At 52.5% G+C, this 13,965-nt stretch carries 11 protein-coding genes; 2 read left to right on the top strand and 9 right to left on the bottom strand.

The genetic code is table 11. The annotated features are described in order from the left end of the window. Positions 1-87 precede the first annotated feature (87 nt). The 7 genes from gabT to FDX24_RS10510 form a co-directional block, all read right to left on the bottom strand. Complete coding sequence (gene gabT, locus FDX24_RS10540) at positions 88-1,371, bottom strand: 4-aminobutyrate--2-oxoglutarate transaminase (RefSeq protein ID WP_137364278.1); 1,284 nt, start codon at positions 1,369-1,371, stop codon at positions 88-90. A gap of 25 nt (positions 1,372-1,396) precedes the next feature. Next, a complete protein-coding gene (gene gabD / locus FDX24_RS10535; protein ID WP_115601604.1) occupies positions 1,397-2,845 on the bottom strand; it encodes an NADP-dependent succinate-semialdehyde dehydrogenase in 1,449 nt (482 codons plus the stop codon). Positions 2,846-2,868: 23 nt separating this feature from the next. After that, positions 2,869-4,137: an L-2-hydroxyglutarate oxidase gene (gene lhgO, locus FDX24_RS10530; RefSeq protein WP_137364277.1), complete on the bottom strand. Its 1,269-nt coding sequence runs from the start codon at positions 4,135-4,137 to the stop codon at positions 2,869-2,871. Between the two features lie 19 nt (positions 4,138-4,156). Then, a complete protein-coding gene (gene glaH, locus FDX24_RS10525) occupies positions 4,157-5,134 on the bottom strand; it encodes a glutarate dioxygenase GlaH (RefSeq protein WP_101742950.1) in 978 nt (325 codons plus the stop codon). 239 nt (positions 5,135-5,373) lie between these two features. Continuing rightward, complete coding sequence (locus tag FDX24_RS10520; RefSeq protein ID WP_003037218.1) at positions 5,374-6,087, bottom strand: MgtC/SapB family protein; 714 nt, start codon at positions 6,085-6,087, stop codon at positions 5,374-5,376. A 31-nt stretch (positions 6,088-6,118) separates the two neighbouring features. Next, positions 6,119-7,354 (bottom strand): MFS transporter, encoded by a 1,236-nt coding sequence (locus FDX24_RS10515; RefSeq protein ID WP_061068425.1) that lies wholly within the window; start codon positions 7,352-7,354, stop codon positions 6,119-6,121. A gap of 12 nt (positions 7,355-7,366) precedes the next feature. Further along, positions 7,367-8,191, bottom strand: coding sequence for an MBL fold metallo-hydrolase (locus tag FDX24_RS10510; protein WP_049002292.1), 825 nt, complete (start codon positions 8,189-8,191; stop codon positions 7,367-7,369). Between the two features lie 334 nt (positions 8,192-8,525). On the opposite strand from FDX24_RS10510, the gene FDX24_RS10505 reads away from it, so the two are divergent. After that, the gene (locus tag FDX24_RS10505; protein WP_170973066.1) at positions 8,526-10,700 is read left to right on the top strand and encodes an extracellular solute-binding protein; all 2,175 of its coding nucleotides are present in this window, start codon (positions 8,526-8,528) and stop codon (positions 10,698-10,700) included. Positions 10,701-10,752: 52 nt separating this feature from the next. Here the strand turns inward: FDX24_RS10505 and FDX24_RS10500 are convergent, their stop codons facing one another. After that, entirely contained in the window at positions 10,753-11,358 is a 606-nt protein-coding gene (locus FDX24_RS10500) for a short chain dehydrogenase (RefSeq protein WP_137364275.1), read from the bottom strand. A gap of 98 nt (positions 11,359-11,456) precedes the next feature. Between FDX24_RS10500 and FDX24_RS10495 the strand changes: the two genes are divergently transcribed. Next, a complete protein-coding gene (locus FDX24_RS10495; RefSeq protein WP_048212985.1) occupies positions 11,457-12,353 on the top strand; it encodes a LysR family transcriptional regulator in 897 nt (298 codons plus the stop codon). A gap of 91 nt (positions 12,354-12,444) precedes the next feature. On the opposite strand, the gene FDX24_RS10490 is transcribed toward FDX24_RS10495, so the two are convergent. Next, positions 12,445-13,959: a tripartite tricarboxylate transporter permease gene (locus FDX24_RS10490; protein ID WP_116360826.1), complete on the bottom strand. Its 1,515-nt coding sequence runs from the start codon at positions 13,957-13,959 to the stop codon at positions 12,445-12,447. Positions 13,960-13,965: the final 6 nt, after the last annotated feature.

Raw genomic sequence — 13,965 nt, 5'->3', positions numbered from 1 at the left:
GGGGCACGCGTATTATTGTTATTGACCCTGTTTGCCGGATGGCGGCTCCGCCTTATCCGGCTTAAAACTCCCCGTTTTGATACGGGTTTAACCCTGCTTTGCCTCGGCAAAACATTGCGCGATAATGTCCAGCCCCTGGCGGATTTGCGCATCTTCAATAGTCAACGGGACAAGTATGCGCAGCACGTTGTAGTAAGGCCCGCAGGAGAGCAGGATCAGCCCTTTATCTCGCGCACGTGCGACAATTTCGGCGGTCAGTTTGGCGTCTGGTTTCGTATGGTCGCCATCTTCGAACAGTTCGATAGCAATCATCGCCCCCAGCCCGCGTACGTCGCCAATCTCGCGGTGGGTTTCCGCGATAGCCAACAGGCCTTCACGCAGGGTTTGCCCCAGTTCGTTGGCTTTTTGCAGCAAATTTTCCTGCTCGAAAATGTTTAGTACCGCCAGCGCAGCGGCACAGGCAATTGGGTTACCGGCATAGGTACCGCCCAGACCGCCCGGTGGAATAGCGTCCATGACGTCGGCGCGTCCGGTCACGCCGGCCAGTGGGAAGCCTCCGGCGATGGATTTAGCGAAGGTGGTGAGATCGGGCGCAACGCCCATCTGCTCCATGGCAAACAACGTACCGGTACGACCCGCGCCGCTCTGTACTTCATCGGCAATCAGCATGATCCCGTGTTCGTCACAAATGGCGCGCAGGCGCTGCATAAAGGCCGGCGAGGCGGCGTAAAAACCCCCCTCGCCCTGAACGGGTTCAATCACGATGGCGGCAACGTCTTCCGGCGCGGCATCGTTTTTGAAGATGCGATGAATGCTGGCGATAGCATCGTCGTCACTGATGCCGTGCAGCGGGCACGGGTAAAGCGCGCGATACACGTGGCCCGGCATCAGTCCCATTCCGGCAGAGTATGGGTTCACTTTCCCTGTCAGCGACAGGGTGTAGTGGGTACGGCCGTGGTAAGCACCGCTAAAGGCGATGGTCCCGGTACGTTTGGTGGCGGCGCGAGCGATTTTTACCGCGTTTTCCACCGCTTCGGAGCCGGTGGTGACTAGCAGTGTTTTCTTGGCGAAATCACCCGGCACTTTCTTGTTCATGATTTCGCACAGCTCCAGGTATGGCTCATAGGCCAGTACCTGGAAACAGGTATGGGACAGCTTTTTCAACTGCGCTTCTACCGCAGAGACAATCTGCGGATGCAGGTGCCCGGTATTCAACACTGCAATACCTCCGGCAAAATCGAGGAATTCACGGCCTTCAACGTCCCAGACCCGACAGTTTTCTGCACGCTCGGCGAAAATTGGATGGATCTGGCCTACGCCACGGGGAACGGCGTTGCTGCGACGTTGCATGAGTTCTTTGTTGGTGCTCATCAGGTGTTCTCCAGTATTTATTTTATTAAAGGCCGATACACATATATTTGATTTCTAAGTAGTCTTCGATGCCGTACTTTGATCCTTCACGGCCAAGACCGGAGGCTTTGATTCCCCCAAACGGGGCGACTTCGTTGGAGATAATGCCGGTGTTAATCCCGACGATGCCGTACTCCAGCGCTTCGCCAACGCGGAAGACGCGGCTCAAATCACGGGCGTAGAAATAGGCGGCCAGACCAAACTCGGTGTCGTTGGCCTGAGCGATGACGTCGGCTTCGTCTTTAAAACGAAACAGCGGCGCCAGTGGGCCAAACGTCTCTTCTTTGGCGACCTTCGCGTTGTCAGGCACATCTACCAGAATGGTGGGCTGGAAGAAGTTACCGCCGAGCGCATGAGGTTTACCGCCCGCGATAATGCGCGCGCCTTTATCCAGAGCATCGGCGATGTGTTCCTGCACTTTGGCAACCGCTTTATCGTCGATCAGCGGTCCGGTAGTGACCTCTGGTTGCAGACCATCGCCGAGATGCAGTTTGCTCACCGCCTGCTGAAGTTTTTCGGCAAAACGCTCATACACGCCGTCCTGAACGTACAGGCGGTTGGCGCAGACGCAGGTTTGCCCGGCGTTACGGAATTTCGAGGCCAGCGCACCTTCCACGGCTTTATCAAGGTCGGCATCGTCAAAGACGATAAATGGCGCATTGCCGCCCAGTTCCAGCGATACCTTTTTGATGTCTTTGGCGCACTGCTGCATTAACTGACGGCCAATTTCGGTTGAGCCGGTAAACGACAGCTTGCGTACCAGCGGGTTGCCAGTCAGCTCATTACCGACCGCGCTCGCAGAACCGGTCACCACGCTGAAAACACCTGCCGGGATCCCGGCGCGATTAGCCAGCTCTGCCAGCGCCAGCGCGGAGAATGGCGTCTGGCTGGCGGGTTTAAGCACCATCGTGCAACCTGCCGCCAGCGCCGGACCGGCTTTGCGGGTGATCATCGCCGCCGGGAAGTTCCACGGCGTAATCGCGGCGGTTACGCCGATAGGCTGTTTGATGACGATCAGGCGTTTGTCGGCCTGATGGCCAGGGATCGTATCGCCATAAATGCGTTTGCCCTCTTCGGCAAACCACTCAATAAAGGAAGCGGCATAGGTGATTTCGCCTTTGGCCTCCGCCAGCGGTTTACCCTGTTCCAGGGTCATCAGGCGGGCGAGATCGTCCTGATGCTCAATCATCAGGTTGAACCAGCGGCGCAGGATATTGGCTCGCTCTTTGGCGGTTAGCGCCCGCCACGCGGGCAGGGCGCGATTCGCGGCGTTAATCGCTTCGCGGGTTTCATCCGCCCCCATTTTCGGTACGCTACCTAATTTCTGACCGTTGGCGGGGTTGGTCACCGCGAGGGTCTCGCCGCTGTTGGCGTCACGCCAGTGGCCGTCGATCAGTGCCTGCTGGCGAAACAAGGTGGGATCGTTAAGTTGCATAATTGCTTCCTGTCTTAAAAAGGTTAACGGGTGAATGCGGCGTGTAATGTCTCCACGCTACGTGCCGCACGCAGCGTGCGTCCGGGATTACTCTGGTTCTCCAGCAGCGCATGAACTTTGCTGACAATATGTGCACCGATAGGGATTGCCGATGTTGCCGCCGGAGAAGGAGCGTTACAGGTGTGAATTGAGCGTGGCGTGGTGACAAACAGAAAATCGTCAATTAGCTTGCCATCAGGTGATACCGCCTGTGCCCGCACGCCCGCAGGCCACGGTTGCAGATCGTTAAGCGTCAGGCTCGGGCAATACTTTTGCACCAGCCGCAAATATCCGCTTTTGCACAGCGAGTTCTTCATTTCGCCAAGCCCGGATCGCAGGTTGTTTTGCAGCACGCGGCGAATACCAGAAGAGCCGAGGATCTCCAGCGTATCGCTGAGCGAGAAGTCACGCTTACGGTAGCCTTCACGTTTAAATGCCAGCACGGCGTTGGGGCCGACCGTGACGCTGCCGTCAATCATCCGGGTCAGATGAACACCGAGAAACGGCATTGCCGGGTCGGGGATGGGGTAGATCAGATGGTTAACTATCTGATTATGTTCTGGCGCCAGGCGGAAATATTCGCCACGGAACGGACAGATGATAAAGCCAGGTTCAACGCCGAGCATTTTCACCAGTCGGTCCGCCATCAGGCCAGAACAACTAATCAGCGTCGCGCCTTCATATTCCTGGCCCTGACGGGTATGGACAATCACGCCCGCAGCGTGCTCTTTCAGCGCGCTGACCTCGGCGTTGTAAATAATCTCACCGCCTTTGGCCTGGAAAATCTTCGCCATCGCGGCGGTGACTTCGCGGTAGCTGACGATCCCGCTCGACGGAACAAAAATGCCGCCCAGACCGGTGATATTCGGTTCACGCTCGCGAAGCTCCTGCGCATTCAGCCATTCGCGATCCAAACCGTTAGCGGCGGTGCGATCCCATAGCGCGCGCATGCGCTCCATTTCCAGAGGGGAGGTGGCAACCAGCATTTTTCCGCAGACGTCGTAGCGGATGCCGTTTTGGTCGCAAAAGGCTTTTGTGGCGCGATTTCCGGCCAGGCAAAACTGCGCCTTCAGGCTGCCGGGAGTGTAATAGACCCCGGCATGAATGACACCGCTGTTGTGGCCCGTCTGGTGGCAGGCCGGGCCGGACTCTTTTTCCAGTAGCGCGATTCTGGCGTCCGGATAGACATCAATCAGTTGCATGGCGGTCGACATGCCGATAATGCCGCCGCCAATAATCACAAAATCATACATCCGCTTTTTTCCTTCGCGCTTACTGATGAGTCTGGTAGTGGTTTGTCGCGTAAGCGAAATAGCCACGCTGGCGCATCAGTTCGCGGCGCAGGTCTGGGTGCGAGGTGAAACGATCGCGACCGTGCAGCCAGAACAGGTTGTTGATCAACAGGAATTTACCCACTGAAACCGGTACGGAAATAATACTTTTGCTGGTTTCCAGCGCGTCGGACAGGTCGCTCAGCCAGACGCCTTCTTCATAGTCTTTTGGCTGGACGAACTGGTCGATGTAGCGCATCACCGGACGACCCTGCTGGTCAACGTCAAATACCGGATGGAACACGTCCTGGCTCACGTTTTTGCTTGGCGGCGCGGCAAAGCGCATGGGGCGACGCGCCAGCGGGTGGGTAAAGTACTGATCCAGATGTTCCCAGTCGTCAAGGTGCAGCAGCAGCGAGTTACCGCCGGTCATGTTCTGCTCGTCAATCTTCATCATCAGCACATAGTCGGTGATCTCTTCGAGGTAGGTTCCGTCGTTGTGTAGCTCCATAACACGGTGCGGCTGGCGCAGATAGCTGTCTGAGTTATCAACGTTTTTTACCACGAAGCGCGCATAGTACTGACCGCTCATCGCATCAAAATTGGAGCGTCCGATAAGATGCGCTACCGCCGTGGCCAGCTTGACCATCTCTTCTGCCTGCGCCACATCATCCACGCCCACGGCATTGATCAGCAGTGCGCCTTCGGCACGATCGAGCAACGTTTTCAGCAACAGAGGCTGCAACTGATTGCCGCACAGGTCATCGAGGATTTTGCCGACTTTGAAGCGCAAGAAAGATTTGTATTCCAGGGCCTGTACCGGCCACTGCGCCACGGCCTGCAGAAATTGCTCAGTGGTCTCAGCGGAAAAAGTCAGCTCCAGCAGGCGTGGGGACTGGGCTGAAGGTTTCAGCGTGAAACCGCTGTAGTGTTGGGCTGGATCGTCAGCGTTCGGTTTTACGGCAGTCAGTGCGTTCATCAAATCGTTCCTCTCAGTAGATTGTCAGGGAGATATGGCGAAGCTCGTTTCGTAGCCATAAATTAAAAATATCTACATTTTTGAAAAACGCGCACAGAATGAGCTTGTTTGTTTATTATTTGTGATCAAAAACAACAAATATTTAACATTGAAAAAGGTAGGGATTTAAAGCGAAGTGGGGATAGAACGGTTTTCTCAGGGGTAAAACCCCCTGATTTTAAAGTGGAAAGTAAAGTCTCTTAATGTTCAAGGGCGATAGCGCAGACGTGTTCAACATGGGTGAGATCGTGGTACAAGTCGGGCAAGGTCATCTTCTTACGAATTACGATTTTGAGATTAACCTCAATTTTACCCTTCTTAATATCCCTGATCGTTATGTTTTCAATAATGTTTTTCTGCTGATGGATGCGGGTTATCAGATTTTCGAGTGCATCGCGTTCATCAAGAATAACCCGGACTTTTACTTTTCCAGGAAACTGGTTTTTAGTCTGTAAGAAAATAATGAACGGGCTTAGTTTGATTGCCAATAAAAATAAAGCCGTGGCAAAAAAAGCATGAAAATAAAAACCGGCTCCACAGGTGATTCCCACCCCAGCAGATGCCCAGACAATTGCCGCAGTAGTGAGACCAGAAATAGCATCGTCGTGTCGGTGCAGAATGACTCCCGCACCGAGAAAACCAACGCCGCTGATAATCTGAGCCGCCAGGCGCATAGGATCGCTACGGATGTTCATCGAAATTTCAGCATAGTATTCCGCAGATTGTATTGATACGACAGTTAACACACAGCTGGCTACGGATAAAATAACGCAAGTTTTGAAGCCGACCGGTTTCCCTTTCGATTCTCTTTCCAGGCCAATAATGCCACCCAGAATAAATGCAATGCTGATTTTGATGATCGTAGTTAAAGGCAACAATCCTTGCTCATTGATGATGGCGGCCAGATTATTCATGCAATTACCTTAATGAAAGAGTCTTTAACGATCAGGAGTTTGCTTTTTTCAATGGGAGGTCTGCTTTGCGTTTTGAAATATCGTCCCGGAAGAATATCAGGAAGAATACGCTGACCACTGCGGCAACGCCTGCTGAAACCAGCCAGAATGTTTCCCATTGCGGTAACGCCTGTGGGCCTTGTTCCGTCACGGTGTTGTTAAAGATTTGCCCGCATACGGTAGAGGCAAACAGCAAACCGACGCCGTTGGAGACGATGAATCGTAAACTTTGGGCTTGGGCTTTAATCTCTGGCGCGGCTTTACGGTCAACATAAATGTCGCCCACGGTAAAGAAGAAGTCCCAGCAGAATCCCTGCAACATCAGACCGATCAGCACAAACATCATGTTGGCATCCAGCGAGGCATGAGCAAACAACAGTGTGCGGATGATCCAGCAAACGGCGCCCAACATGAGAGTAATTTTGAAGCCGGCTTTCAGTAAGAAAAACGAGAGCAGGAACATAAAAATGACTTCACAGGCGATGCCGACCTGCATCATTGACGCGGCGTTATCGAATCCAAGCGCTTTTAAAAAGACCGGGATATAGGCGGAATAAGCCGTTTTGGGGATCATCAGGACAAAAATGCTGAGCATCAAAACCGAGAAACTGCGGTCCTTGAAGAGTGCCAGAGCGTCCAGACATAACAGATCGCGGAGTGTAAATACGCTTCCTTTTGCTTTCGGTGGGGTGTTTGGCAACGTAAAGCAGTAAAGGCCGAGCACGACACCGGAGGCTGACGCAATATACCAGGTGATGGTATTTCCGGAATAGCCCATTTCACCAATAATAAAACCGATGACCATAAAGCCAAATGTGCCGAACACACGAATAAAGGGGAAGTATTTCACCCCGTTAATGTGGCTGAAACTGATGCTGTTAGCCAGCGCCGTTGTTGGATAAAACAGCAGACCAACCAGGAAGATCATGGTCAACGTCATACCCGTGTTTTGTGCCTCAATAAATTGTGGAACAAACAACAGTACGCCAGCATTAATTAAATGCAGGATCGCCATGACTTTTTGTGACGAAAAGAAACGGTCGGCTACCATGCCAATAAAGAGTGGCGAAAGAATGGTCGCCAGACCAAGCAAAGCATAAGATGAGCCAATAATGGTCGCCATACCATAGGTACTTAATACCAGTCCCATGGTCATATTCCAGGCGCCCTGCATGAAATATTGTATGAACATCATAACCAGCAGGCGTGGTGTTTTATTCAGGTCCATATTGCATATCCTTTATTGGTTGATGCTCAGGTTAAGCCCATCCCAGGCGACAAGAATGTTCTCTTTGTCGCACGCCGCCACGAGATCGTCGTGCAGTAGACCGCCGCTGTGTGAGACATGCGAGACGATGAGTTGGCTATTTTTCTCAAGGCAGCCCAGTTCTGCAAGCCTGTCTCTGGCGGCGAAAACAGTTTCCAGACTCATGTGGTTATTTGTACGGTTATCACCATTAAAACCGTAGGTACATTCCAGCACCGTTAAATCGATCTTTTTCCCTTTCAACCATTGCCAGGTGAGTTCAGGGAACCAGCCCGAATCATGTCCATAGAAAATTGACTGACCGTCTTTTTCGATAAACCAGGTATAACAAAGCTCCCATTTGGCATGGTTCGCCAGCAGTGGAGTGATTCGGTATCCGCGGGTTTCAACGGTTACGAAGGGAACCAGGCAATGAAAGGCAAATCTTTCTGCGCTGTAGCCAGGTAACACTTGTGCCGCGCCGTTAATCGCACGGTCATTACCAAAAATGTGCAACGGATGAGTAATCTCAAATCCGTACCCTTCCATTCGGCTAAAAAGATCGCCGACGTTGAAATGATCGGGATGTGTATGCGTGAACAGCAGCGATTTGATCTCTGTTGCGTCCAGGCCATCTCGCAGCAGTTGCTGAGTGAATTCAGGCGCGACATCAATCAACAGTTCATCGTCGATGATCGCTGAGGAGTGCGTGCGTATGTCTTTGCCTTTACGAATACGGGCTTGCTGACAGTGCTCACAACGGCAAAAAGGATTGGGTATCCCTTCGGATGCCGCGGTTCCCAGAAAATGAATATTCATGTTTCCCTCTTGATCAAAACAGAGTGTTGTTTTTTGAACGAAAATGTAATGAAACGTAATTGGAACGTGTCAATTATCATCCTGCGACTTCAAGGCAACAACGATCTTTTGTTGTAGAAGTGATCCTCTTCAAGAATTTATTGGTTTATTTTTATATTTCATGTGGTTGTAATTCTTGATTCATGTCTTCGTGCTATATGGGGTTGAGAGGTGGTTATAAGAATGTGTTGATAAAATGCACTTTTTAATATTGTAACGTTCAAATTATCTTGCTGAAGATAGTTTCCTGATGAGCGCCGTGCTAGCATCAAAGCATCAGGGGAAGGATGTAAAAATGCCAACTATCAAAGACATAGCAAGAATTGCCGGTGTGTCGCATGGGACTGTCTCGAATGTGCTCAATGGCAGAGGAAATGTAAGCGTTGAGAAAATTGAAGCGGTTCAACGTGCGGCCCGAGAAGTTGGCTATCAGTTGAATGCGCAGGCGCAATCATTGAGAGCCAGCAAAAGTCAGGGAGTGGCCTTGATTCTGCCCGACATCAATGCGGAACGTTACTATCAACTCTATCGGGGATTACACCAGGCCTGGCAACCTTCACTCAGCGAACCGGTTGATCTTTACCTGACTAATGATTTGCCCAATCTGGAACTGGATATTTTGCAAACACTGGCGGCAAAGTCTTACCAGGCTATTGTCACCGTGAGTTGCCTGGTCAACAGCCAGCCCTATTACGATATGCTCAGGCTCTCCCCGGAGAATGTGTTTTTTGCGTATCGCCAGCCAGCCGGTGCAGTTTGTTATTTTAGCCTTGACTATGTGACCGCAGGGGAAGAAACCGCAAGAAAGGCACTGGTGCAGCAGCCTGGTCATATTGGTGTTTTCTGCGAACCGCTGGAATTTGCCCACAGCGCACGCTTTACTCAAGCGATACAGAAGGTATGCCGGGAGTTAAGTCCGCACACAAAGCTTACGGTTATACCTGCGCATGCCAGTGAAGTTAACACCGTCGCGTTTGACTTTTTCCGGGGGGCGATACCCGATCTGTTTATTGTTCAGGACAGTGAGAAGACGCGTGCGTTGACGCAAGCGTCCTGGTTTGGGAGTTCTCAGTCCTGCCCGCCGATAGTACAACTGAGTGATAATCTTCCTGCATCTTTTGATGGAATCACCAGCTATCAGATGGATTATGCCCGCCTGGGGACAACTATTGCTTCATGTATTCGCCAACCCAAAAGTAAAGAGAAGCACCGTATTCTGACGAATTGCGGTTTTTCCTGGAATGGACAATACGCTCCGCCTCATGAGACGGAGGCGACGCTGAATATGTTAATTTTGCCCAGCCCTTCGACCGATGCGCTGAAGAAACTGTTACCTCACTTTTATCGCCAGACCGGTATTAAGGTTAATCTTGCGGTTTATCCGTATGATGAGGTTTTTGAAATTCTCTCTCATCTTCACCTGCACCCTTATTACGATTTACTGCGAATCGATATGGCGTGTTTTCCCTGGTTTGCAGAAAAAGCATTATTGCCGCTGGAGTCGGTCTCCCCCGAGCTCCCGTTATTGCTGGATAACTTCTCTGAGCAAATTAAGCAGCACTTCAGCCAGGTGAATGGGACTGCGTGGGCAATTCCCTTTGATGCCAGTATGCAGCTTCTGTTTTATCGACGAGATCTGTTTGAAGATGCGACGATTAAACGGATGTTTTATGAATCAACAGGAAAAGAGTTAACGCTACCAGAGAATTTCGCACAATTTGATGAGATTGCCGCTTTCTTTAGTCAACTGCATCAGCCAGAAAACAGACAGCGCCCGATGGGCACGGCGGTGACGTTGGGCAGCTCAGGACTTATCGCCACTGAGTACTTGCTGCGTTACTACGCGTTAGGGGGACGATTGGTGCGTGAGGGCGAGCCGGTACAACTTGATGCTTCGCTTGCTGCCGCTGCACTCGAAGAATATCTGCACCAGCTTTCTATCGCCGTGAATCTCCCTGGTGAGTGGTGGAGTGATGCGGTTAAACAGTTTGAGCGTGGAAATCTCGCCATGCTGATTATGTATCTCAATTTGTTTAACGATGTTGCGCATACGACCATCGCCCCCACGATCGGCTATGCTCCCGTTCCAGGGCAGCTTCCACAATTGGGCGGTGGCTCTATTGGAATGTCTCGCTACAGTAAGAAGAAAAAACAGGTTGAGCAGTTTTTTCATTGGCTTTATTCCGATGAAATTTCGCGCCATCTGGTTCTATTGGGGGGCAACAGCGCCTGGTCTGGAATATGTCACGATCAAAATGTTCTCAATCTCTACCCGTGGTTTAATTTACTGAATGAAAAAGGCATGACGGGAATACGGGAGTCTCAGGGAAGTAAAGGTGAGCCTTTTAATCTGCGACAGGCAGAGATTATTATCGGGCAAGGCGTGACGAATGCGATTAACGGCATTATGGACGTCACGCAGGCCGTGGAATACATCAATGCGCGGATCAGAAACGAAACGGGTGCCTGAAATATGCGACTCCTCGCCTCTTACTGATGACGTAAGAGGCGAGAAAAAGCGGTTAACAGTAACCCACTTTATAAATACGTCCGGTTTGAATGCCTTCCACGCTGCGGCGGTAAGCGTTGGCCACAGTTGCCGCTGGCACACTTTCAAAGCCTGGGAAGAATCCATCGTAGGCTTCAGCAGATTCACTCAGTACGGTTGGGCTTATCAGGTTAATACGCTGACCACGTTCCAGCTCACAGGCAGCCGCGCGCACAAATCCTTCCAGCCCGGCATTGATCGCTGCCGCATTTGCCCCCTGGGCAATGGGCTCATGGGCGATAATGCCGCTGATAAGCGTAATGGAACCGCCATCATTCAGGTAATGTTGCCCGGTTAAGGCCAGACGCACCTGGCCTAACAACTTATCCTGCAGGCCCTGATTAAATTCACTGTCGGTCATCGTTGATAGCGGGCCAAAGAACAGATTGCCGGTGGCGGAAACAATCGCATCCACGCGTCCTGTTTTTTCAAATAGCGCCTGTACGCTCTCTTGTGAGGTGATATCGACCTGGTAATCACCCTGCGTGCGGCCCACGCGGATAACCTCATGTTTACGGCTCAACGTCTCTGTGACTGCACGACCCACTGTACCGCTGGCACCAATAATGACGATTTTCATAACCACCTCCGCAATAGTGTGAGCCGCTATTCTTTAATGAAAATGAAATCAGATAAACTGGCTAAAAGTTAGATGATTACTAACCAAAGGTTTGCAATATGGATAAGCTGCGCAGCATGGAAACGTTTATCGCGGTGGTGGAAAGTGGAAGCTTTACCGGCGCGGCAACGCGACTGGAGATATCTGCGGTGATGGTGGGGAAATATATCGCCCTGCTGGAAGCGCAGCTCGGTACGCGTCTGCTGGAACGTAACACACGCCGTCAGAGTCTGACCGACGCCGGGCGCGTCTATTTTGAAGAAGCCCGTCGCGTGCTGGAGCAGGTATCGATAGCCGAACGTTCGGTAGAGCGTCTGCGGCTGGCACCAGCAGGGACGCTACGCATAAGCGCGCCCACGTCTTTTGGCGCCTGTGTTATCTCGCCGCTGGCCGCGGGTTTTTTGCAAACCTGGCCAGAGGTACGCATTGAGTTAGATCTGACTAACCGAATGGTGGATCTGGTCGATGAAGGTGTCGATCTGGCGATACGTATTGGTGATATTCATCAGACGGATGTGGTGGCGAAATATCTGTGTCCGTACCGTATGGCCATCTGTGCGTCGCCGGACTATCTTGCCCGATACGGCACTCCTCGAACGCCCGTGGATCTGGTGGATCATCTGTGTTTGTCGCATACCGTGTGGACGGCACGTAATGAATGGAAACTGCCGGGTGTGGCGGGTGAGGTCAGGTGGAAACGTGATGCAATTCTACGCTGTAATGATGGCCACGGCCTGCGTATGGCGGCGGTAGCGGGAGCCGGGCTGCTGTTACAACCAGAGGTTTTATTGGCAGAAGAGCTCGCGAATGGTCGGCTGGTCCGGGTGCTGGAGGGGTTTACGCCAGAGCCGCGGCCAATTCATTTGTTGTGGCGCCAGGATTTGCGTCCACTGCCCAAGCTGACGCAGTTTGTTGAACATGTGCTGGAAGGAACGCTGGGGCTGCGCGGAAAATAAAAATGCCGGATGGCGTTGCGCTTATCCGGCCTACAACCGAGCCAAATTGTAGGCCGGATAGGGCGCAATAGCGCCGCCATCCGGCAATTTGTTAGCCGATGTCCACCTGCGGCTTATTGTTGCGTTTGCGGATCAGGCGCAGCACTGGCGGGATAACGATAACCATGACCGCCATCACCAGCAGGACTTTCGCCACGCCGCTGGCCCACAGAATATCCATGCTGCCATTACTGATGGACAGGGCGCGACGCAGGTTCTGCTCCAGCATTTCCCCGAGCACAAATCCGAGAATTAACGGAGACATCGGGAAGTGCATTTTACGCAAAATGTATCCCAGTACGCCGAGACCGACCATCAGTACCAGATCGAAGGTCGTGCTGTGGACGGCATACACGCCGACCGCCGAAACCGCCGCAATGGCCGGAACCAGGAACCACAGCGGAATGGTCAGCATGCGGGTGAACAGACCGATTAACGGAATGTTCATCACCAGCAGCATCACGTTGGCAATCAGCAGCGCCGCGATCAGTCCCCAGACGATATCCGGTTGTTCGGTGAACATTGCCGGGCCTGGCGTGATGTTGTACAGCGTCAGCGCACCCATCATTACCGCCGTGGTGCCCGAACCTGGTACGCCGAGCGTCAGCATTGGGATAAACGAGCCACAGGCCGAGGCATTGTTGGCCGCCTCAGGTGCGGCAACACCACGAATGTCCCCCTTCCCAAAGCTGTCGCTGTTGCCGCTGAGCTTCTTCTCGGTCATGTAGGTGATAGCACTGGCGATGGTGGCGCCAGCACCAGGCAGAACGCCGACGAAAAAGCCAATCACCGATGAACGCAGGGTGGCCCCTACGCACTGCGCGCCTTCTTTGGCGTTGAACAACATACGGCCCGTTTTACGTACCAGCGTCTGACCACTGCTGGTATGTTCCAGCATTAATAATATTTCTGAGACAGAGAACAGCCCAATCACTACCACGATAAATTGCACACCGTCGGAGAGATGGACACTGTCAAAGGTAAAGCGATAAACCCCGGTATTGGCGTCTACGCCGACGGTCGCGAGTCCGAGACCGATGAGCGCTGCCAGAAATGATTTCAGCGGATTTTGCGCCATCATGCTGCCGAGGCATGCAATGGCGAAAACCATTAAGGCAAAGTATTCAGCCGGACCGAAGGCCAGCGACCATTGTGCTAACGCCGGGGCAAACAGAATGATGCCGCCGATAGCGATAAGCGAACCGAAGAAAGAACTGACTGCTGAGATAGAAAGCGCCACGCCGCCGCGTCCCTGTTGGGCCATTGGATAGCCGTCAAGGGCGGTCATAATGGCTGCCGCATCGCCAGGAACATTGAGCAGGATAGAGGAGATGCGCCCGCCGTACTCGCAGCCGATATAAACAGTCGCCAACAGGATCAGCGCAGATTCCGCAGGGAGATGCAAAGCGAAGGCCAGCGGCAGCAGGATCGCCACGCCATTGATCGGCCCCAGGCCCGGCAGCAACCCAACGATGGTGCCGACAAAGCAGCCGATCAAGGCAATAACCAGGTTTTCCGGCGTCATCGCCACTGCGAAACCCTGAGAAAGATAAATCCAGGTATCCATCGTTTC

Source organism: Citrobacter sp. wls716, assembly GCF_005280975.1.
GTDB classification, from domain to species: Bacteria; Pseudomonadota; Gammaproteobacteria; order Enterobacterales; family Enterobacteriaceae; genus Citrobacter; species Citrobacter youngae.
Note: the sequence above shows the minus strand (reverse complement) of the source record. Positions and strands in the feature narration are given on the sequence as shown.

Excerpts from the sequence above, each read along its gene's own strand:
- gabT (WP_137364278.1), bottom strand. The coding sequence starts at position 1,371 with ATGAGCACCAACAAAGAACTCATGCAACGTCGCAGCAACGCCGTTCCC.
- gabD (WP_115601604.1), bottom strand. The coding sequence starts at position 2,845 with ATGCAACTTAACGATCCCACCTTGTTTCGCCAGCAGGCACTGATCGAC.
- lhgO (WP_137364277.1), bottom strand. The coding sequence starts at position 4,137 with ATGTATGATTTTGTGATTATTGGCGGCGGCATTATCGGCATGTCGACC.
- glaH (WP_101742950.1), bottom strand. The coding sequence starts at position 5,134 with ATGAACGCACTGACTGCCGTAAAACCGAACGCTGACGATCCAGCCCAA.
- FDX24_RS10520 (WP_003037218.1), bottom strand. The coding sequence starts at position 6,087 with ATGAATAATCTGGCCGCCATCATCAATGAGCAAGGATTGTTGCCTTTA.
- FDX24_RS10515 (WP_061068425.1), bottom strand. The coding sequence starts at position 7,354 with ATGGACCTGAATAAAACACCACGCCTGCTGGTTATGATGTTCATACAA.
- FDX24_RS10510 (WP_049002292.1), bottom strand. The coding sequence starts at position 8,191 with ATGAATATTCATTTTCTGGGAACCGCGGCATCCGAAGGGATACCCAAT.
- FDX24_RS10505 (WP_170973066.1), top strand. The coding sequence starts at position 8,526 with ATGCCAACTATCAAAGACATAGCAAGAATTGCCGGTGTGTCGCATGGG.
- FDX24_RS10500 (WP_137364275.1), bottom strand. The coding sequence starts at position 11,358 with ATGAAAATCGTCATTATTGGTGCCAGCGGTACAGTGGGTCGTGCAGTC.
- FDX24_RS10495 (WP_048212985.1), top strand. The coding sequence starts at position 11,457 with ATGGATAAGCTGCGCAGCATGGAAACGTTTATCGCGGTGGTGGAAAGT.
- FDX24_RS10490 (WP_116360826.1), bottom strand. The coding sequence starts at position 13,959 with ATGGATACCTGGATTTATCTTTCTCAGGGTTTCGCAGTGGCGATGACG.